Source organism: Kribbella catacumbae DSM 19601 (genome assembly GCF_000372465.1).
Lineage (GTDB): Bacteria > Actinomycetota > Actinomycetes > Propionibacteriales > Kribbellaceae > Kribbella > Kribbella catacumbae.
The window spans coordinates 53,823-72,738 of sequence record NZ_AQUZ01000014.1; the positions used below are offsets into that span (position 1 = coordinate 53,823).

General features: G+C 68.4%; 14 protein-coding genes. 7 read left to right on the forward strand and 7 right to left on the reverse strand.

Translation table 11 applies throughout. From position 1 onward, the window contains the following. The first annotated feature begins 221 nt into the window (after nt 1–221). From A3ES_RS0116590 to A3ES_RS0116605, 4 genes are all read left to right on the forward strand, one after another. Nucleotides 222–551: a histone-like nucleoid-structuring protein Lsr2 gene (locus A3ES_RS0116590; RefSeq protein WP_026162927.1), complete on the forward strand. Its 330-nt coding sequence runs from the start codon at nt 222–224 to the stop codon at nt 549–551. Between the two features lie 334 nt (nt 552–885). Then, nucleotides 886–3,423 (forward strand): ATP-dependent Clp protease ATP-binding subunit, encoded by a 2,538-nt coding sequence (locus tag A3ES_RS0116595; protein ID WP_026162928.1) that lies wholly within the window; start codon nt 886–888, stop codon nt 3,421–3,423. Between the two features lie 148 nt (nt 3,424–3,571). Beyond that, nucleotides 3,572–4,099 (forward strand): SigE family RNA polymerase sigma factor, encoded by a 528-nt coding sequence (locus A3ES_RS0116600; protein ID WP_020387965.1) that lies wholly within the window; start codon nt 3,572–3,574, stop codon nt 4,097–4,099. Further along, nucleotides 4,096–5,205, forward strand: a complete 1,110-nt coding sequence (locus tag A3ES_RS0116605) for a CU044_5270 family protein (RefSeq protein ID WP_020387966.1) — start codon at nt 4,096–4,098, stop codon at nt 5,203–5,205. Before A3ES_RS0116600 ends, A3ES_RS0116605 begins: the two co-directional genes overlap by 4 nt. Before the next feature lies 1 nt (nt 5,206). On the opposite strand, the gene A3ES_RS0116610 is transcribed toward A3ES_RS0116605, so the two are convergent. The 3 genes from A3ES_RS0116610 to A3ES_RS0116620 all read right to left on the reverse strand — a co-directional run bounded on the left by A3ES_RS0116610 (nt 5,207) and on the right by A3ES_RS0116620 (nt 10,008). Next, entirely contained in the window at nt 5,207–6,382 is a 1,176-nt protein-coding gene (locus A3ES_RS0116610) for a hypothetical protein (RefSeq protein WP_237744976.1), read from the reverse strand. A gap of 117 nt (nt 6,383–6,499) precedes the next feature. Continuing rightward, nucleotides 6,500–9,043, reverse strand: coding sequence for a YfhO family protein (locus tag A3ES_RS0116615; protein ID WP_020387968.1), 2,544 nt, complete (start codon nt 9,041–9,043; stop codon nt 6,500–6,502). Further along, nucleotides 9,040–10,008: a glycosyltransferase gene (locus tag A3ES_RS0116620; protein ID WP_157630562.1), complete on the reverse strand. Its 969-nt coding sequence runs from the start codon at nt 10,006–10,008 to the stop codon at nt 9,040–9,042. The genes A3ES_RS0116615 and A3ES_RS0116620 overlap by 4 nt, the downstream gene beginning before the upstream one ends. 420 nt (nt 10,009–10,428) lie before the next feature. On the opposite strand from A3ES_RS0116620, the gene A3ES_RS0116625 reads away from it, so the two are divergent. After that, on the forward strand, nt 10,429–12,345 hold the full coding sequence (locus A3ES_RS0116625) for a coiled-coil domain-containing protein (protein ID WP_020387970.1): 1,917 nt from the start codon (nt 10,429–10,431) through the stop codon (nt 12,343–12,345). Nucleotides 12,346–12,417: 72 nt separating this feature from the next. Further along, nucleotides 12,418–13,371, forward strand: a complete 954-nt coding sequence (locus A3ES_RS0116630; protein ID WP_020387971.1) for a DivIVA domain-containing protein — start codon at nt 12,418–12,420, stop codon at nt 13,369–13,371. Nucleotides 13,372–13,418: 47 nt separating this feature from the next. On the opposite strand, the gene A3ES_RS0116635 is transcribed toward A3ES_RS0116630, so the two are convergent. Then, on the reverse strand, nt 13,419–14,324 hold the full coding sequence (locus tag A3ES_RS0116635) for an HhH-GPD family protein (RefSeq protein WP_020387972.1): 906 nt from the start codon (nt 14,322–14,324) through the stop codon (nt 13,419–13,421). A 32-nt stretch (nt 14,325–14,356) separates the two neighbouring features. Here A3ES_RS0116635 and A3ES_RS0116640 point away from each other — a divergent pair, with 32 nt between their 5' ends. After that, nucleotides 14,357–15,013, forward strand: coding sequence for a hypothetical protein (locus A3ES_RS0116640; protein WP_020387973.1), 657 nt, complete (start codon nt 14,357–14,359; stop codon nt 15,011–15,013). Here the strand turns inward: A3ES_RS0116640 and A3ES_RS0116645 are convergent. The 3 genes from A3ES_RS0116645 to A3ES_RS0116655 all read right to left on the reverse strand — a co-directional run bounded on the left by A3ES_RS0116645 (nt 15,010) and on the right by A3ES_RS0116655 (nt 18,839). Next, complete coding sequence (locus tag A3ES_RS0116645) at nt 15,010–16,512, reverse strand: DHA2 family efflux MFS transporter permease subunit (protein ID WP_020387974.1); 1,503 nt, start codon at nt 16,510–16,512, stop codon at nt 15,010–15,012. The genes A3ES_RS0116640 and A3ES_RS0116645 overlap by 4 nt on opposite strands. A gap of 17 nt (nt 16,513–16,529) precedes the next feature. Next, nucleotides 16,530–17,624 (reverse strand): DNA integrity scanning diadenylate cyclase DisA, encoded by a 1,095-nt coding sequence (gene disA, locus A3ES_RS0116650; RefSeq protein WP_237744977.1) that lies wholly within the window; start codon nt 17,622–17,624, stop codon nt 16,530–16,532. A 276-nt stretch (nt 17,625–17,900) separates the two neighbouring features. Continuing rightward, on the reverse strand, nt 17,901–18,839 hold the full coding sequence (locus tag A3ES_RS0116655) for a beta-ketoacyl-ACP synthase III (protein WP_020387976.1): 939 nt from the start codon (nt 18,837–18,839) through the stop codon (nt 17,901–17,903). Between the last annotated feature and the right edge of the window lie 77 nt (nt 18,840–18,916).

Sequence of the window (18,916 nt, forward strand, 5' to 3'; positions counted from 1 at the left end):
TTCCCGGGTCCGATTTGTTCCGCGATCCGGTCGCAGATGCCGATGAATACCCATCGTCACGATGGATGCACAGCGTCGATCCAGCCGGAGTGTTTTGTCACATCTTTAGGTTCCATTCCGCCTGTTGAATGACACGGTACCGGTTTGTGCTGTACAAATCAGTAACAAGAATTCGGCAGGGGGATTGTGCCCGGTGGCGGGCGCGGAAAGGACTGTCATCGATGGCGCAAAGGGTTCAGGTGGTTCTCGAGGACGATCTCGACGGCGGTAAGGCCGACGAGACCGTGACCTTCGGGCTGGACGGTTCGACGTACGAGATCGACCTGTCCAAAAAGAATGCCGCCAAGCTGCGGGACGCCTTGGCCGGCTATGTCGGCGCCGGGCGCCGGGTCGCGGGCCGCCGTGGTGGCGCCGGCCGTGGACGCGGACGGGGCCGGTCCGCGACCGACTCCGCCGACATCCGCGCGTGGGCCAAGGACAACGGCTACGAGGTGAGCGAGCGCGGCCGGATCTCGGCCGAGGTGCGAGCGGCGTACAACGACGCCAAGTAAATTCGGAACTGCCGGTCCCGGTGCCAGTGATGGCGCCGGGACCGTCCGCATTCCGGCCGTTTCACACTGTGGACACTGCTGGCCGGGCCGGCGCGAGTCGGCGCCTGACCGGGCAGCAAAAGGGATGAATTCGCTGGTGGCGAACATCGGGCGCGCCGGGAACACCGGGCCCGGCAGCGGGGTTGTTCCCTTGTGATCCCCACTGAGCGGCCGTACCGGAGGTCGTCGCTTGTTCGCTGAGAGCGAGGTCGTCGGTGCCGGGGACTAGCATGCAGGTACGGGGGTCGGCCTACACGGCACGTCCGACTCCTCTGAGGCAAGGAGCGCTTTGGCGATGTTTGAACGATTTACGGACCGCGCCCGTCGGGTAGTCGTCCTGGCTCAGGAAGAGGCCAGGATGCTCAGCCACAACTACATCGGGACCGAGCACATCCTGCTCGGCCTGATCCACGAGGGTGAGGGTGTCGCCGCCAAGGCTCTCGAGAGCCTGGGTATCTCGCTGGAGGCTGTCCGTTCTCAGGTCGAGGAAATCATCGGCCAGGGACAGCAGGCTCCGAGCGGGCACATCCCGTTCACCCCTCGCGCCAAGAAGGTACTGGAGCTCTCCCTGCGTGAGGCCCTGCAACTGGGCCACAACTACATCGGCACCGAGCACATCTTGCTCGGCCTCATCCGCGAGGGTGAGGGCGTCGCCGCGCAGGTCCTGGTCAAGCTCGGTGCGGACCTGAACAAGGTCCGGCAGCAGGTCATCCAGCTGCTGAGCGGATACCAGGGCAAGGAGACGGCGACAGCTGGTGCTGGGGCCACCGAAGGTGCCCCCAGCAGCTCCCTGGTGCTCGACCAGTTCGGCCGGAACTACACCCAGGCCGCTCGCGAATCCAAGCTCGACCCGGTGATCGGGCGGGAGATGGAGATCGAGCGGGTCATGCAGGTGCTGTCCCGGCGTACCAAGAACAACCCTGTCCTGATCGGTGAGCCGGGTGTCGGCAAGACCGCGATCGTCGAGGGCCTGGCCCAGGCGATCGTGCGTGGCGACGTGCCCGAGACCCTGAAGGACAAGCAGATCTACTCGCTCGACCTCGGCGCGCTGGTGGCCGGGTCGCGCTACCGCGGTGACTTCGAGGAGCGCCTGAAGAAGGTGCTCAAGGAGATCCGTACCCGCGGCGACATCGTGCTGTTCATCGACGAGATCCACACCCTGGTGGGTGCGGGTGCCGCCGAGGGCGCGATCGACGCGGCCAGCATCCTGAAGCCGATGCTGGCGCGTGGCGAGCTGCAGACCATCGGCGCCACCACCCTCGACGAGTACCGCAAGTACGTCGAGAAGGACGCCGCGCTGGAGCGCCGGTTCCAGCCGATCCAGGTGGCCGAGCCGTCGATCTCGCAGACGATCGAGATCCTCAAGGGTCTGCGGGACCGCTACGAGGCGCACCACCGGGTCACCATCACCGACCCGGCCCTGGTCGCCGCGGCGCAGATGGCCGACCGGTACATCTCGGACCGGTTCCTGCCGGACAAGGCGATCGACCTGATCGACGAGGCCGGGGCCCGGTTGCGGATCCGCCGGATGACGGCTCCGCCGGACCTGCGCGACTTCGACGAGAAGATCGCGAACGTCCGCCGGGAGAAGGAGTCGGCGATCGACGCCCAGGACTTCGAGCGGGCGGCTTCGCTTCGTGATGACGAGAAGAAGCTGATCAACGCGAAGGCCGAGCGGGAGAAGCAGTGGAAGGCCGGCGACATGGACGTCGTCGCCGAGGTCGACGAGGAGCTGATCGCCGAGGTGCTCAGCACCGCGACCGGTATCCCCGTCTTCCAGCTGACCGAGGAGGAGTCCTCCAGGCTGCTGAAGATGGAGGAGGAGCTGGCCAAGCGGTACGTCGGCCAGACCGACGCCGTCAAGGCACTGTCCCGGTCGATCCGGCGGACCCGTGCGGGTCTGAAGGATCCGCGCCGGCCGAGCGGCTCGTTCATCTTCGCCGGCCCGTCCGGTGTCGGTAAGACCGAGCTGTCCAAGGCGCTGACCGAGTTCCTGTTCGGGGACGAGAAGGCGCTGATCAGCCTCGACATGTCGGAGTACTCCGAGAAGCACACGGCCTCGCGGCTGTTCGGCTCGCCTCCCGGGTACGTCGGCTACGAAGAGGGCGGCCAGCTGACCGAGAAGGTCCGCCGCAAGCCGTTCAGCGTGGTGCTGTTCGACGAGGTCGAGAAGGCCCACCCGGACATCTTCAACTCGCTGCTGCAGATCCTGGACGAAGGTCGCCTGACCGACGCCCAGGGCCGCGTGGTCGACTTCAAGAACACCATCATCATCATGACGACGAACCTCGGTACCCGCGACATCTCCAAGGGCAGCCTCGGGTTCTCCCAGACCAGCGACACGTCTGGCTCGTACGAGAAGATGAAGGCGAAGGTGACGGAGGAGCTGAAGCAGCACTTCCGCCCCGAGTTCCTGAACCGGGTCGACGAGATCGTGGTCTTCCACCAGCACGACAAGGAGGCGATCGTGAAGATCGTCGACCTGATGGTCGCGCAGGTGGAGGAGCGGCTGAAGGACAGGGACATGGGCATCGAGCTCACCCCGGCGGCGAAGGCTCTGGTCGCCGAGCGTGGCTTCGACCCGGTCCTGGGTGCTCGCCCGCTGCGTCGCGCGCTGCAGCGTGACGTGGAGGACGTGCTCGCCGAGAAGATCCTGTTCGGGGAACTGCGTCCCGGCCAGATCGTGCTCGTCGACGTGGCTCCCGAGGGCACGCTCAGCTCGGACGGGGTGCCGGAGTTCTTCACCTTCACCGGCGCCCAGAAGGCACCGAGCCCGGACCTGGAACTGACCGAGATCGCCGGCGGCGGCACCTCGGGCCTCCAGGACACCTGAGCTCCGTAGTACCGGCCGACGAGCCCCGTGGACATCCTGTCCGCGGGGCTCGTCGCTGTTTCCACCGATCCCGGGTGATGCAACCGGGGGTTCGCGCCACCCAGTACTTAACGGTGAGGAAGCACCCGTTCCAACCCCCGGAGGATGCGTGGCCACCGACCGCGACGAGGAATTCACCAGGTACGTCCACACCCATCGAGGGCGGATGGTGCGCCTGGCGCGGCTGCTGACCGGCGGCGACGTGCACTGGGCGGAGGACCTGGTCCAGACCGCTCTCACCAAGCTCTACCTGAAGTGGGCCGCGGTCCGGCCGGAGGTCGGAGCCGCCCGGTACGCCGACAAGATCCTGGTGAACGTCTTTCTCGACGAGAAGCGCCGGTTCTGGCGTCATCGCGAGACGTTGACCGACGAGCTCGCCGAGCCGGGCCTGTCGACGACCGGCGGTACCGGCTCCGGGCGCGAGGACAGGCTGGACGTCCTGGCCGCGCTGGACCAACTGCCGAAGCGGCAGCGGGCCGCCGTGGTCCTGCGGTTCTTCGCGGACCTGGACGTGGCCGCGGTCGCCGAGCTGATGAGTTGCAGCCAGGGGACCGTGAAAAGTCAGACCGCCCGTGGGCTGGACAAGTTGCGCGACCTCATGGCCGAACCCCTGGACACCCTGGAGCATGTGCGATGACTGATCTGAAAGACCTTCTCAACCAGGCCGCCGGTCACGAGCCGGCCGTCACGAACGCCGAGGTCGCCGCCGACCTCACCCGGGCCCGGCTGGCGGCTCGTCGCCGCAGGCTGACCGGGATCGGCCTGACCACGGGCGCCGCGGTCGTCACTATCGCCGCCCTTGCAGTACCGCTGGTGTTGTCAGGTGGCTCTGGTACCACTGTGGCCGCGCCGCCTGACGCAGTACCGACCTCGGCTGCTCCGGAGCGGGTGCTGTCGGCCAGCGAGGTCCTACTGGTCGCAGCAGCCCATGAGGAGAAGGCCGAAGCGACGACCGGCAAGTACTTCCGGGTGCGGACTGTTTACAGCGCCGAGTGGACGGTCTCGGGCGGCAAGGTGGTGTGCTGCGGGTCGCAGCCGGCCGGGCCGGGTGGCTACAAGCTCCGGGAGCTGAAGATCACGGAGAAGTGGACAGGGCTGAAGGGTGGCACCGCCTGGCAGGGCACCCGCTCCCTGGGCGCGCACCCCGCCACTGCGGCCGACGTAGCGGCTTGGAAGCGCGCGGGGTCGCCGACCAGCTGGAACACCGGGCCGAGCGACACCCAGGACAGGCACGACCTCATCCTCTCGACCAAGCCAGGCAAGGGCAGCTTGCTCGAGCTGAAGGGCGATGCCGATCGGTACACGGCGCTGAGCCTGAAAGCCACCTTGCAGGATGTGATGGCTCTGCCCGCCGCGCCGGAGGCTCTGCGTGCGTTGCTCCTCAAGGAGAAGGCCGTGCGCGCCCCCGCTGCCTCCGACGTGTCGGCGCTCGCTCAGATCTCGGCCGGTCTGCTCAGTGACACACCGGCTCCGCCGAAGGTCCGCGCAGCCGCGTTCCGGCTGCTGGCAGGTCTACCGGGTGCGACGGTCAAGCCGGGCGTGAGCGATCTCGTGGGCCGGAAGGGTACTGCGGTCGCGTTCGCGTTCCCGGCGTACCAGCTCAAGCTGCAGCTGATCATCGACCCGCAGACCGGCAAGTTGCTCAGCAGCGGGCACACCGGCGGCAAGAACGGCGACCGGACCGTCCTGCTCTCGGGCTGGACCAACGACAGCCCGCAGGCCCCGCCTGCCACCGTCAAATGAGCTAAGGCTCCTGGCAAGCCACGCACTGGCCACGGCGGCGGTAGTAGTACGCCGCCGTGGCCAGTCCGACGGCAGCTCCCCACAGCGGGAAGGGGAACACCAGCAGGTGGCCGACGTTGGTGAGGGTGGAGGCGTCTGGCGACCAAATGAGCTGGATGAGAGACGCACTACCGACCAGAAGCAGGGTGGCGGCTACTGCACCCGGGATGACGACTGCCTTGACCGGTATCGACCGGCCGGCGAGGTACGGGATCCACCGGGGCCAGGTCTCACCCCACGGGCGGATCAGGCCGAGGGTCGCGATTGAAGCACCGATGGCGATCAGGCCGAGTCCCAGGCCGAAGAGCTTGATGCCGGGCTGGGACTCCAGCTCGGCGGCGCTCATGCCGATCGGGTTCGGCAGCAACCAGGTCATCCGCAATACGGCGTACGGGAGAGGGCAGAGGACTGCCACTACGGTCGCCCAGAAGCCCCACCGGCTGGCGACCTCAGGACGCGTCCATCGGCCACCAGGACGCCCACACCGGCTGCAGCGGCCCTTTGCGCTCCGCAGACCCCGTACGCCGAGGACAGTCCAGCCGAGGCCCAGCAAGAACGCGCCGTAGACGAACAACGGCCGGGAGCCGACCTTCGCCGGTCCTTCGGCTATCGCGGCTGCGAGGTCCTTGAAGGCGCTCCAGTCGAACAGCCCGGTACTGACCTCGAGCCCGGCAACCAGCAGCACGATCGCCAGCAACATGACCCGAGTGGCCGGTTGCCGCCACGCGCCGAGGGCCAGCAACCCCACCGCCACCGGCAGCCCGATCAGTACCAGCAGATACCCGGTGACCATCACGACGACGATGCTCGGCGCAAGCAAACCGAACACCACCACCTGCAGCCCGGTGAACCACAACAACGGCCGGTACGCCGACGGGCTCCACTCCGTCCGGGTATGCCCCACGGCCGCCGGCACTCCAAGAAACCCGAGTACTGCGACCAACCCGGCCCCCACCTGCTCCGGCAAGTACGCCAGGATCGACAACCGATCGCCGTCGGGCGGCACCGTCCCGAACGGATATCCACCGGCACCCATCAGCCAGGCCAGGCCCAACGCCCCGAACACGAACGAGCCGGCCGCCACCACCAAGGCTGGCGTTCTGACGGCCGTGACCTCGGCTAGCCGCTCTCTCTGCATGACCATCAACCTCCGCACACCGCAGCGGGCGTCTGTCGCCCGCCCTTCCACCCTCGGCGAGTGCGGCGCGATGCGCTTCACGCTGACGGTTGAGCGCCTTCCCCCGTGGGAGTGACATCAGTGAGTGGTCTTCTCTGGTTCGGCGACCTGGCGCTGGCGGCGGCGCAGTGCGAGCACGCCGGCCAGAGCGGCTATGACCAGCAATGCGGTTGCTCCTATGGCTAGTCCCATGACCGTGCCCGTCGGCCGATAGATGCAGGACAGGTCGGTGGCGTCGGCGCCGACAGGTATCGCTATCAGTCCTCCCCTCGTGCCGGGAGTGCGGTTGGGGCCACCGTCGACCGAGCAGCGCCATCCTGGGATGCGTACAACGCCGAGGACCACCGTTCCGGCTGTCCCGCGGTTGAGCCGGACGTCGACGCTGTGACCACCGACGTTCACCACGGCCGGCTTGCTCTGGCTCAGCCGCCCCACGGCTGCGGTCAGGCGATCGCGATCCAGGCAGCCGATCGCCGAGATCGGCAGTTGCGCCTGCTGGTTGATCCGGACAGCCAACTCGACCACACCGTTGGCCCCGGTGGTTCCGATCTTTCGCATCGGCGCTCCGGTGTAGAGGCCCGGCCGTTTCGCCACCGGGAGCAGCACTGGTTCCCAGTCGCCTGACTGCTCCAGCACCTCACCGACAAACGTCGGCGCCCAGAGGTAGATCTCCGAACCCGGCCGGCAGGAGCCGGTGAACCGGACCTCGATCGGCTTGGCGGCACCCGGCACCGGAACGAGCTTCAGGGCACCGGGCCGCTGATCGGAGATGGCAATGCCTTGTGCTGGCTGCGGTTTCATCGCCGGCACGGCGTACACGTCGGAGCCGAGCGCGGTCTCCTGCAGCCCAAACGGCCCGGGGTCATTGGACGACCACGCCTCGGCCGGGCGCACTGTCACGAGCGGCGCCACGTCGTACTTGGCGAGCCGCAGACCCAGGTCCTTGGCATCGTCGGAGACCACCCGCGCGCCGACGGAGAACACCGCGTCGACGACCGGGTTCTGCGGATCCAAGGTCGCCCGCCCGTACGAGGTGTACCCGAAGCCCAGCCCCATCAGCTCTCTCGAGAGGTCGTCGGGAATGGTGCTGGAGTAGTACTGCGGTCCCTGGCCCCCGAGCAGCATCGGATCGTTCACCGTCCGCTCCGCACCAGGCGCCACCCGGTACTGCGGCCAGTCGGGCGCGGACCGCACCAGCGAACGGACCTCGTCGTGCCGCTGACCCCAACTCGGCGCGGCGCCCAGGATCTTCGACCGGGCCTGGTCGATCGCGACCGAGGACAGGGTCACCTCGACCAGCACTGCGCCCACCAGCAGCACCGCCGCGCCGTGCTGTAACCACTTCGGCACCGAACGGCGGACCAGAAGCCATGCCAGCAAGGCCACCGCGGCAACGATCGGCACGACGAGGTGAGTGGTCGCCGTGACGGTGCGGGCGTCGTACGCCACGGCGTACAGGGCGAAGACGAGCACGAGAGGTATCGCGACACTGACGATGCTTCGTGGTCGCGACGCCGCCGACATCCAGCCGACGATCACCAGTAGGCCAGCGATGACGAACGCCTGCCGAAAGGGACTGCCGTTCGGCGGGTCGAACCCGTGCCACACCTCGTGGGGGAACCGGACCTGCATGCTCAGTACGGCGAGCCCCACGAGCGAGGTCCAGACGATCCGTTCCCGCGCTCTGACTGCCCGGTTGAGCGGAAAACTGACCGCGAGCAACAACATCAGCGTGCCGACCGCCAGGCCCGGAGTGGACCCGACGCCTTCGCTGCCAGGGAGCAGCCGCGACAGGAAGTCCACTGAGCTGATCGGATGGAAGACCGTGCTTGGGCTCGGCCGCGACTGCCGGACCAGCCAGAAGGTGGGCACCAGCAGCGGTGCCGCCAACCCGATGCCGGCCGCCATGGCGAACAAGCACCGCAGTACGCCGCTGAGGCGATGTCTCCAGGACACGTCCGCCTCGTACGACAGGACGCGGGCCAGCACGACGATGGCCGCGCCGATCGTCGCCATGTAGACGGTGTAGAAGTGCGAGGTCCACATCAGCGCGACGACGAACGGCGTCACCAGCATGGACGGGATCGACCGCCGCTGAAGGATCCATTCGCAGAGCAGACAGAGCACCGGGAACGCGACCATGCCGTTCAGCCACACGGTCATGTAGGCCGCATCGTCGATCGCCCAGGCGCAGGTCGCGTACGAAACGCCGGCCGTAGCGGCCAGCCAGGCAGGCCCGGTGGGGCGCAGGCGACGCAGGTACGTCGTCATGGCGCCGGCCGCCAGTGCGAGCGCGGCCGCGGTGATGACGAACACGGCCAGATCGATCCGGTCCCGCGGCAGCAGCAAGACGATCCACCACAGGGTGGTGCCGAGGTACGCCATGATGTCGCCGAGGAACGGCACCCCGAACCCGCCGGACCAGTTGAAGAGCAGATCGCCCGGAGCCTGACCGGTGAGGATGTCGCGCAGGTGTGCGTACATCGGGATGACTTGCTGACCGAGGTCGTTGGTACTGCGCGTAACGTCGCCGAAGGGGTAGGTGCCGCGGATGATCCCGCTCGCCACGAAAGTCGCGGCGGCTGTGACGGCGGCCGCGATCGCGGCGCGCGCCGTGGTCATCGGGCCGAGGAAACGGCTGGCAGATGCGGTGGGGCCGGTTGCCGCAGATACGTCAGTCGCGCGGCCTCCTGCCGGCTGCGGCCGATCGCGTCGAGCAGATAGCCCAGCGACAGGATCAAGATGGCGATCAGACCGATCGACGAGGCCAGGATGGCCGTCGGGAACCTCGGCACCAGGCCTGTGTCGAGATACTCCAGGACCACCGGGAGACCGAGAACCAGGGCCAGGATCCCCAGCAGGCCGGCCAGGAAGCCATGGAAGAGGGTGGGTCGTTCGAGCCGGGTCAGGCTGAGGATCCAGTGCAGGATCCGCAGGCCGTCGCGGTACGTGCGCAGCTTGCTCTCGCCACCGTCGGGGCGCTCCTTGTAGCCGACCGGGATCTCGGCCACCGGCACCCGCAGGTGCAGGGAGTGGATGGTCAGCTCAGTCTCGATCTCGAACTCGCGGGACAGGGCCGGGAACGATTTGACGTACCGCCGCGAGAACGCGCGATAGCCGCTGAGCATATCGGTGATCTCCCGGCCGAACAGAGTCCCCGCGGCGCCGGTGAGAAGCCGGTTGCCGAGGGTGTGTCCGGGCCGGTAGGCGGCGACCGACGAGTGCTGCCGTACGCCGACGACCTGGTCATGAGGACCGTCGAGCAAGGCCAGTACGAGGTCGCCGGCACACGCTGCGTCGTAAGTGTCGTCGCCGTCGATCAGGACGTAGACGTCGGCCTCGACGTCGGCGAAGGCCCGGCGGATGACGTTGCCCTTGCCCTTCCTCGGCACGTGCCGCACGATGGCGCCCGCGGCCCGCGCCTTCCCGGCGGTCTCGTCCGAGGAGTTGTTGTCGTAGACGTAGATGGTCGCCGACGGCAGTGCTACCCGCAGTTCGGAGACAACCTTGCCCACGGCAACGACTTCGTTGTAGCAGGGAACTATTACCGCGATCTCCAAGCCGGCCAAGGCCTGCCCATCACCCATGTCCATCCCTTTCGGCCCGTCCACTTGTAGTCACTACCTGTCCTGACGGGGGTGATTGGTTCCCGAACCACCCGAGCGGCGAGCCGCCGGGCGACGCGTCTCATGGGGGAAGACGGTTCGGCCGGCCGATGCGCTGCATCGGATTCTGGTCTGATCCGGTTTTCTTAGCACCTTCTCAGGATTCGGGAACAGAAAGACACGCGAGGGCTACGCCTTGCCACTGAGTTCGTCGTAAGGTCCTTCGGTGCCCACTCTCTTCCGTCCGGAGCAGGCCCGCCGCGGCCTTCCGATTCGGTGGGAAGATCGCGCAGCGGCACCAAATGTCATCCGTGCGCTCATCTCGCTCGTTGTAGCTACGTGACCACGGCTTTGGGACCCGGACTGTTGGAGAGGGGGCCGGAGATGGAATCATCTCGTCGCATGGACGCCCCGCGTCTGCCGCTGACCCAGGAACCGGTCCCAGACGCCGGTTCCTTTGGCGTGCGGCAAGCGGGCGGTGTGCTGGAGCGCGCGCAGCGGATCGCGGACACCTTGCGCGAGCAAGCGGAGTACGAGAACGACACCGCGCTGGCCGAATCCGAGCGGGTCCGCGCCGAGGCCGACCGGCTGCGGGAAGAGACCGAGCAGGCGGCGCAGAGCCTGCGCGCGGAGGCCGAGCAGGAAGTGCGGCGGCTGCGCGCCGACGCGAACTCGGCCGCCCAGCGACTGCTCAACGACGCCGAGCGCGCGGCCGAGCAACTCCGCTCCGAATCCGAGACCGAGGCGCACCGGCTCCGGTCCGAGGCGCAGGCCGAGGCGGAGCGGGTTCGCGGTGCGGCGCAGGCGGAGGCCGAGCGGCTGAAGGTCGAGTCCGAGAGTGCCGCGGAGGAGTTGCGCAGTACCGTCGCGACCGAGGTGGCCCAGCGCCGCAGTGAGATCGAGGCGGCGGCTGAGAAGCTGAGCAGCGAGTCCCACGTCGCGGCCGACAAGCTGCGCGAGGACTCGCAAGCTGCGGCTGAGCGCAGGCTGGCCGCGGCCGAGGCGGAAGCCGCCCGGCTGAAGGAAGAAGCCGAAGAGATCGTCGAAGAGGCCCGGCTGGCTCGCGAGGGCGCCTCCCAGACCGTGGAGCGCGCGAGCCGCGAAGCTCAGCAGCTTGTCGCCGACGCCGGCGAGCAGGCCGCGCTCGTGTCACAGGCAGCGGTCCGCAACGAAGCCGAGCTGATCGCCCGGGCCGAGTCCGAAGCCATCGAGCTACGGACCGCCGTCGAGCGCGAGGCCGAAGCGGCCCGGGAGAAGTCGCGGGCCCAGATCGCCGCGGCGCACGCCGAGATCGAGCGCCTGCGCGGTGAGAACCGGGCCGAGCTGGAGCGCCGGACGGCCGAACTCGAGGAAACCGAGCGGGCCAAGCTCGCCGCGATCTCGCTCGAGATCGACAAGCTCCGCGCCGGCGCGGTCGAGGAGATCGCCGAGCAGAAGGCCGAGGCCGAGCAGGCCAACGAGCGGTTGATGGCCGACGCCCGGGCCCAGGCGAAGCTGGTCGTCGACAGCATCGAGGCAGACCGCCGTACCGCGGCCGCCGAGGCGCAGCGGATCGTCGAGGACGCGAACAAGGCCGCCGAGGTCGCCCTCGCCGAAGCCGAGAAGCAGACCGCCTGGAGCAAGAAAACGGTCGACGAACTGGTCGCCGCCGCCGAGCAGGAGGCCCGCGGGATCCGCGACCGGGCCGCGATGGACGTCGCTGAGGTGGCCCGCCAGAAGCGCGCCCACCTGCGCCGCGTGGTCAGCCGCTCGACCAGCCGGCTCAAGGAGACCCAGACCGCGATCGCCCAGGAGAACGCCGAGCTGACCGCGCTGGCCGAGAAGACCCTCGCGTCGGCCAACGCGCAGGCGGAGGCGACGCTGGGCTCCGTGACCCAGCAGGCCCGGAAGGTGACGGCTCAGGCCCAGGCGAAGGTGGACCGGCTGAAGGCCTCCGCCGAGTCGGAGGCCAAGGAGATCATCACCCGCGCCAACCGCCGCGAGGCCGAGGCGCAGGCCAGTACTCAGGTACTGCGCGAGCGCGCGGCCAAGGATCTGGCCGACGCGCAGCGGCAGGCGCACGAACTGATCCGCAAGTCCCGCGCCGAGGCCCAGGGCCTCGAGGCGCAGGCCCGCGAGCACGCCGACGAGCTGCGCGCGCAGGCCCGGAAACTTCTCGCCGACGCCGAGGCGAGGGTCGCTGCGCTGAACCAGCGCCGCGACGAGATCACCAAGGAGCTCACCCAGCTTTCGGGTGTGATCGAGGCACTCGCTGTGCCGGGATTTCGCGCAGGTGGTGGAATGTCCGGTAGCGAGGGTTCCACGGGGGAATCAGGATGAGGACGTGACAGTCAGATCCTTGTCAGTGACAATGTGTGATCCACCCACCCACCGAAGTGAGCATCAGAAGACATGAGCAGTGAATCCCCAACCCCGTTCCGTACCGTTCTGCGTGGCTACGAGCCTGCCCAGGTGGACCAGCACGTTCGTGAGCTGACCACCTCGCTGACCGCACTGCAGCAGCAGTCGGAGCAGCTGCAGCGCCACGTTCAGGAACTGCAGTCCCGGACGGATGCGGCCGAGTCGGCCGTCATCACCGCCCAGGAGGACAACAAGGACCGCACGCCCACCTTCACCGAGTTCGGTGAGCGGGTCGCCAAGATCCTGTCGCTGGCCGACGACGAGGCCCGCGATCTGGTCACCCGGGCCCGCGCCGACGCCGAGGCGATCGTCGCCGACGCCGACGTGCACGCGAAGAAGGTCCGCAAGGAGGCCGAGCAGTACTCCCTGGACTGGAAGAGCGAGGTCGACGCCGAGGCTGCCCGCATCCTCGAGGAGGCGCGCACCCAGGCCGACGACATGCGCGACGAGGCCGAGCGCGACGCGACCGCGCGCCGCAGCGAGGCCCAGGCTCTGTACGAGCAGGAGCGGGCCAAGTCCGCCCAGGCAGCAGCCGCCTTCGAGACCACTCTGGCCGAGCGCCGGGGCAAGGTCGAGCAGGAGTTCGCCGCCCGGACGGCCCTGGCCGAGCAGCAGCTGGCCGCGGTCACCGACCGTGCGGCCCAGGTGCAGCGCGAAGCCGACCGGTCCCGCTCCGAGGCGGAGCGCCTGGCCCAGCAGCAGCTGGCCGACGCCAACCGTCAGGCCCAGGAGATCGTCGCGGCCGCGAAGGACAAGTCCGAGCGGATCCGTGCCGAGTCCGAGCGCGAGCTCGCCGCCGCGACCCAGCGTCGCGACAGCATCAACGCGCAGCTGACCAACGTCCGGCAGATGCTGGCCACGTTGTCCGGCAGCCCGGCGATGCCGCTGGACCTGCTCACCGACGACGCCGACCAGGCGACGGCGAACAGCAGCAAGAAGAACTGATCACCACCCGCTGAGGCCGGCCCGACTCGGGCCGGCCGCCAGCACCCTCACCCGGGCAGGCGGTACTGGCCGTTCGCGACCGGGTCCACCAGGCCGTCGGCGACCAAACCGTCGAGGGCACGTTCACGCTGCGCGTGTTCGGGCCAGCACGCGTCCAGTTCGCTCTTGGCGACCGGGCCGTGCGCGGCACGCAGTACTGCGAGGAGGCGGCCGCGCACTTGGCGGTCGGTGCCTTCGTAGGTCTGGCCTTTGCGCGGCGGACCGTCGTACGGCGGACTGCCGGCGAGGACCCAAGCGCAGCGGCTGCGGATCGGGCAGTCGGCGCAGCGTGGTGTTCGGGCAGTGCAGACGAGTGCGCCCAGCTCCATCGTCGCGACAGCCCAGCGAGCCGCAGTGGACTCAACCGATGGCAATGCGGACTCCGCAAGCCGCAGGTCAGCCGCAGTGGGCGAGATGCTCGGCTGGGCGGCCCCAGTGAGCGCCCGGGCGAACACCCGCCGCACGTTGGTGTCCACCACCGCATGACGCTGCCCGTACGCGAACGACGCGATCGCAGCCGCCGTGTAAGTCCCCACCCCCGGCAGAGCGAGCAGTGCCGCGTGGTCATCCGGTACTACGCCGCCGTGCTGCTCCACGATCGCCTTAGCCGCCGCATGGAGCCGCAGTGCACGGCGGGGGTACCCCAACCGGTCCCAAGCCCGCACAGCCTCACCTGGAGCCTCCGCGGCCAAGTCAGCCGGCTTCGGCCAGCGCCTCATCCAGACCTCGTACGCCGGGAGCACCCGGGCGACAGGTGTCTGCTGCAGCATGAACTCGCTGACCATCACTGCCCAGGCACCCGCATCGGGTTCGCGCCAGGGCAGCGTGCGCGCGTTGCCGGCGTACCAGTCGAGGACGGGCTCGTGCAGCGCTGATGCAGCGTCTGATGCATGGGGGAGCGGCGAGTCTGACATGTCGAGCACAATCCTGACATTAAGGTGCGAGCATGAGCAGCCTGCTCCGACCGGTCGGGCATCTGCCCGCCAGCGTGTACTGGTTCCGGCGAGCGCTCGTGCTCGTCGTACTGGTGGCGCTCGTGCTCGTCCTGATCCGGGTGCTCGGTGGCGGCAGCGATCCGAAGAACTCCGCGGCTTCCGGGCCCGGGCAGAATCCTTCCTCCGGGCCGACCACCGCTCCGACCCCGACGCCGGGCGAGAAGACCTCGGAGCCTGGCAAGCAGACCTCCGAGACGGCGAAGACGACCGAGCCGCCCAAGGACGTCAAGTGCACCGGCGACGACGTGACCATCGACGTCCTTCCGGCCAGCCGGACGCTCGCCGCGGGCAACTCGATGAACCTGGTGATCCAGTTGAGCGCCACCGGCGACGGGTGCAAGGCCGCGGTCGACCCGACCGAGCTGTCGCTGACGATCACCTCCGGCAAGGACCAGATCTGGACCACGGAACACTGCGAGAAGGTGATTCCGCGCGCCACCCTGGTTCTTGCCAAGGGCAAGCAATCGCCGGCGCTCATCCTCTGGGACGGCCGCCGCTCCCGTCCGGGCTGCCTGCCCGGTCAGCTGCAGGCCAAGCCCGGAACCTATGTGGTCAAGGCGGTCTACGACGGCCGCGCCTCGGCCGCCCAAGCCTTCATGATCGTCTAGCTCTCGGCAATCCCTGTCGCTGCGGTGATGTCGGCCGGGCGGTCCATGTGTGACGGCTTGGCGAACAGGATCGCCGCGATCAGCCCGATCAGCAGCACCGCCGCCGGCAGCATCAATGCCTGCGCCATCGAGTCGCTGAAGCCTTGGCGTAACGCCTCCGGTAACTTGCCTACGGCACCTTCCGCTGACATCCCTGCACCAGCAGGCATCGCGGGCAGGTTGGAGGCCAGCCGCGACTCCATCAGTACGGCGATGCCCGCGCTGCCCAGCACGGCGCCGACCTGACGAGTGGTGTTGTAGACGCCCGCACCGGCACCGGCCTGGCGCATCGGCAGGTTCCGGGTCGCAGTACTGCCGATCGGGGCCCACATGAAACCATTGGCGACGCCGAGCAACGCGATCGGTAGCAGCAGTTGCCAGATCGGCACGGTCGGCTCGATCACCTGGCTGAGCCAGAATAGCGAGACCGAGCAGCAGAGCAGGCCGAACCCGGCCAGGTACCGCGGATGTGCCTTGTCTGTAAGGCGTCCCACGAACGGCGCCAGCGCGCCGGAGATGACTGCCATCGGCACCAAGAGCAACGCGGACCGGGTAGGGCTGAGTCCACGCACGTTCTGCGCGTACAGCATCAGTGGGAACGCCATCGCGGTGATCGCGAAGCCCACTGTGGTGATGGCCGTGTTCGCGAGCGAGAAGTTGCGGTCCTTGAACAGCGACAACGGCAGCAGTGGTTCGCTCTTGGTCCGCGACTGCCAGAACAGGAACGCCGCGATCACCACCAGGCCGGCGATGATCAGCCCCCAGACCGAGATCGGTCCGGTGATCTGACCCCAGTCGTGCTTCTGCCCTTCCTGGATGCCGAACACCAGGCAGAACAGACCGATCGTGGACAGCGCGACGCCGAGCAGGTCGAATTTGTGCTCGTGCGTCGGCAGATCCGGCACCAGCCGCCAGGCCAGTACGAAACCGAGCACGCCGACCGGCGCGTTCACGAAGAAGATCCATTCCCAGCCGAGCCCGTCGACCAGCACGCCGCCGAGGATCGGGCCGACCAGGGTCGCGACGCCGGCGGTGGCACCCCACAGGCTCATCGCCTTGCCGCGCTGGTTCGGCGGGAAGATCCGGGTGATCACCGCCATCGTCTGCGGCGTCATCATCGACGCGCCCAGGCCCTGGAACACCCGGGCGACGATCAGCATCGCGATCGAGTTCGTCAGCCCGCACCAGACCGAGGCGAGAGTGAACACGGTCAGGCCGGTCAGGTACAGCTTCTTCGGCCCGATCCGGTCACCGAGCCGGCCGGTGATCAGCAGCGGTACGGCGTACGCGAGCAGGTAGGCGCTGGTCACCCAGACCACGTTGCCGACGTCGGCGTGCAGCTCCTCCATGATCGACGGCGTCGCCACGGACACGATCGTCGAGTCGACCAGGATCATGAAGAACCCCAGCACCAGGGCCCACAACGCTGGCCAGGGGCGGATGTCCGGCGTCGCTTGCATGCGTAGTACGCAGTGGATTAGACGTAGCGCTCGAGGATGCTGGACTCGGCCAGCCGGGAGAGGCCTTCGCGGACTGTACGGGCGCGGTTCTCGCCGACGCCGTCGACGGTCTGCAGGTCGTCGATACTCGCAGCGAGCAGCTTCTGCAGGTGGCCGAAGTGTTCGATCAAGCGGTCGATGACAGCGCCGGGGAGTCGCGGCACCTTGGCCAGCAGCCTGTACCCGCGCGGGGTGACGGCCGCGTCCAGCTGCTCGGCACCGCCGAGCTGTAGGGCCCTGGCGACCTGGCCGATGTCGAGCAGGTCGGTCGGACTGACGGCGTCGAGCTCCAGCAGTACGTCGTCGGCAGTCTTGGGGCGGCGGCCGGCAGCCGGTGGCAAGTAGTCGCGGACGACAAGCTCGCGCTCTCCGGCGACACCGGCGACCAGTTCGTTCAGCTGGAGGGTGAGCAGCCGGCCGTCGGTGCCGAGCTCCACGACGTAGCCGTCGATCTCGGTGGCGATCCGGCGGACCATCTCCAGCCGCTGGGCCACGGCGGCGACGTCGCGGACGGTGACCAGGTCCTCGATCTCCAGCGCGGACAGCGTGCCGGACACCTCGTCGAGGCGCAGCTTGTAGCGCTCCAGGGTGGCCAGCGCCTGGTTCGCGCGGGACAGGATGGCGCCGGAGTCCTCGAGCACGTAGCGCTGGTCGTCGACGTACAGGGCGATGATGTGCATCGACTGCGACACCGAGATGACCGGGAAGCCGGTCTGCCGGGCGACCCGGTCGGCGGTGCGGTGCCGGGTGCCGGTCTCTTCGGTGTGGATGGACGGATCCGGCATCAGGTGCACGGCGGCGCGCAACATCCGGCTCATGTCGCGATCGAGGATGATCGCGCCGTCCATCTTGCTGAGCTCGCGCAGACCGGTGGCGGTGAACTCCACCTCGATCTCGAACCCACCGGTCGAGATGGAGTCGACCACCTTGTCCTGTCCGAGGACCAGCAGGGCGCCGGTACGGCCCCGCAGGATTCGTTCCAGGCCTTCGCGCAGTTCGGTACCGGGTGCCACGGCTGCGAGGGTCGCGCGCATCCGTGCATCGGTGCTGTTCTTGTCGGAATTCGTGGCCACGGTCACTGAGTCTATGCGGCGCGGCGCGCGGGCGTGACCGATCCACCAGCAATCCGGCCCCTCGGGCTGCGGCGATCCAGTCGCGTTTGCAAACGCCCGTGCATCGGATCGTGCAGTGGCCCGTGCAAGCCCTGACTGAGCGTTATTTCGCTACCCGGCGGGCTTGAAAGGTGCTGCCGATGAGGACAGAGCGCACCGTGATCACCAATCAGGTAACAGCTGACCAACTGTCGCCGTACCGCGTGTCGCTGCTCGTCGCGGTCGCAAGTCGCGGGTCTACGGGCAGCGGATGATCTGGCCGGCGTAGGAGAGACCGCCGCCGAAACCGAAGAGCAGGACGGGAGCTCCGGCCGGGATCTCGCGGCGTTCGACCAGCTTGGACAAGGCGATCGGGATGCTGGCCGCCGAGGTGTTGCCCGACTCGATCACGTCGCGGGCGATCACCGCGTTGACCGCGCCGAGGCGCTTGGCCAGCGGCTCGATGATCCGCAGGTTGGCCTGGTGCAGCACGACGCCGCCGAGTTCCTCGGGGGTCACGCCACCCTTCTCGCAGACCTGCCGGGCGATCACCGGCAGCTGGGTGGTGGTCCAGCGGAAGACGCTCTGGCCTTCCTGGGCGAACTTGCCGTCCCGCCCTTCGATCCGGACCGCGTCCGACATCTCCGGCACCGAACCCCAGACGACCGGGCCGATCTCCGGCTCGTCGCTGGCGACCAGGACGGCCGCGCCGGCACCGTCGCCGATCAGTACGCAGGTGGTCCGGTCGGTCCAGTCGGTGAAGTCGCTCAGCTTCTCGACGCCGATCACCAGGGCCTTGGATGCAGCGCCCGCACGGATCGCGTGGTCGGCCGTCGCGAGTGCGTGGCTGAAGCCTGAGCACGCGGTGTTCACGTCGAGCGCGGCCGGGCTGGCCAGCCCGAGTCGAGCGGCCACCCGCGCGGCGATGTTGGGGGAGCGGTCGATCGCCGTACAGGTCGCGACGACGACCAGGTCGATCTCGGCGGTGTCGATGCCGGCGTTCGCGACGGCCTTCTCGGCGGCCCGCCAGGCCATCTCGTCGACCTGCTCGTCGGGCGCCGCGATCCGGCGCTCCTTGATCCCGACCCGGCTCTGGATCCACTCGTCGTTGGTCTCCACCATGGTGGACAGTTCGGCGTTGGTGAGCACCCGCTCCGGCTGGTAGTGGCCGAGGGCGACAACTTTGGAACCGGTCATCTCGAGTGCTCCTCCGGTCGGGGGCGGCCTGGGTCGGAGGCCGCGTTTGGGGGCGCATCAAGAGTACGTTCCGGCGT

Excerpts from the sequence above, each read along its gene's own strand:
- A3ES_RS0116625 (WP_020387970.1), top strand. The coding sequence starts at position 10,429 with ATGGACGCCCCGCGTCTGCCGCTGACCCAGGAACCGGTCCCAGACGCC.
- A3ES_RS0116630 (WP_020387971.1), top strand. The coding sequence starts at position 12,418 with ATGAGCAGTGAATCCCCAACCCCGTTCCGTACCGTTCTGCGTGGCTAC.
- A3ES_RS0116620 (WP_157630562.1), bottom strand. The coding sequence starts at position 10,008 with ATGGGTGATGGGCAGGCCTTGGCCGGCTTGGAGATCGCGGTAATAGTT.
- A3ES_RS0116610 (WP_237744976.1), bottom strand. The coding sequence starts at position 6,382 with ATGCAGAGAGAGCGGCTAGCCGAGGTCACGGCCGTCAGAACGCCAGCC.
- A3ES_RS0116605 (WP_020387966.1), top strand. The coding sequence starts at position 4,096 with ATGACTGATCTGAAAGACCTTCTCAACCAGGCCGCCGGTCACGAGCCG.
- A3ES_RS0116655 (WP_020387976.1), bottom strand. The coding sequence starts at position 18,839 with ATGACCGGTTCCAAAGTTGTCGCCCTCGGCCACTACCAGCCGGAGCGG.
- A3ES_RS0116615 (WP_020387968.1), bottom strand. The coding sequence starts at position 9,043 with ATGACCACGGCGCGCGCCGCGATCGCGGCCGCCGTCACAGCCGCCGCG.
- A3ES_RS0116590 (WP_026162927.1), top strand. The coding sequence starts at position 222 with ATGGCGCAAAGGGTTCAGGTGGTTCTCGAGGACGATCTCGACGGCGGT.
- A3ES_RS0116595 (WP_026162928.1), top strand. The coding sequence starts at position 886 with ATGTTTGAACGATTTACGGACCGCGCCCGTCGGGTAGTCGTCCTGGCT.
- A3ES_RS0116635 (WP_020387972.1), bottom strand. The coding sequence starts at position 14,324 with ATGTCAGACTCGCCGCTCCCCCATGCATCAGACGCTGCATCAGCGCTG.
- A3ES_RS0116645 (WP_020387974.1), bottom strand. The coding sequence starts at position 16,512 with ATGCAAGCGACGCCGGACATCCGCCCCTGGCCAGCGTTGTGGGCCCTG.
- A3ES_RS0116640 (WP_020387973.1), top strand. The coding sequence starts at position 14,357 with ATGAGCAGCCTGCTCCGACCGGTCGGGCATCTGCCCGCCAGCGTGTAC.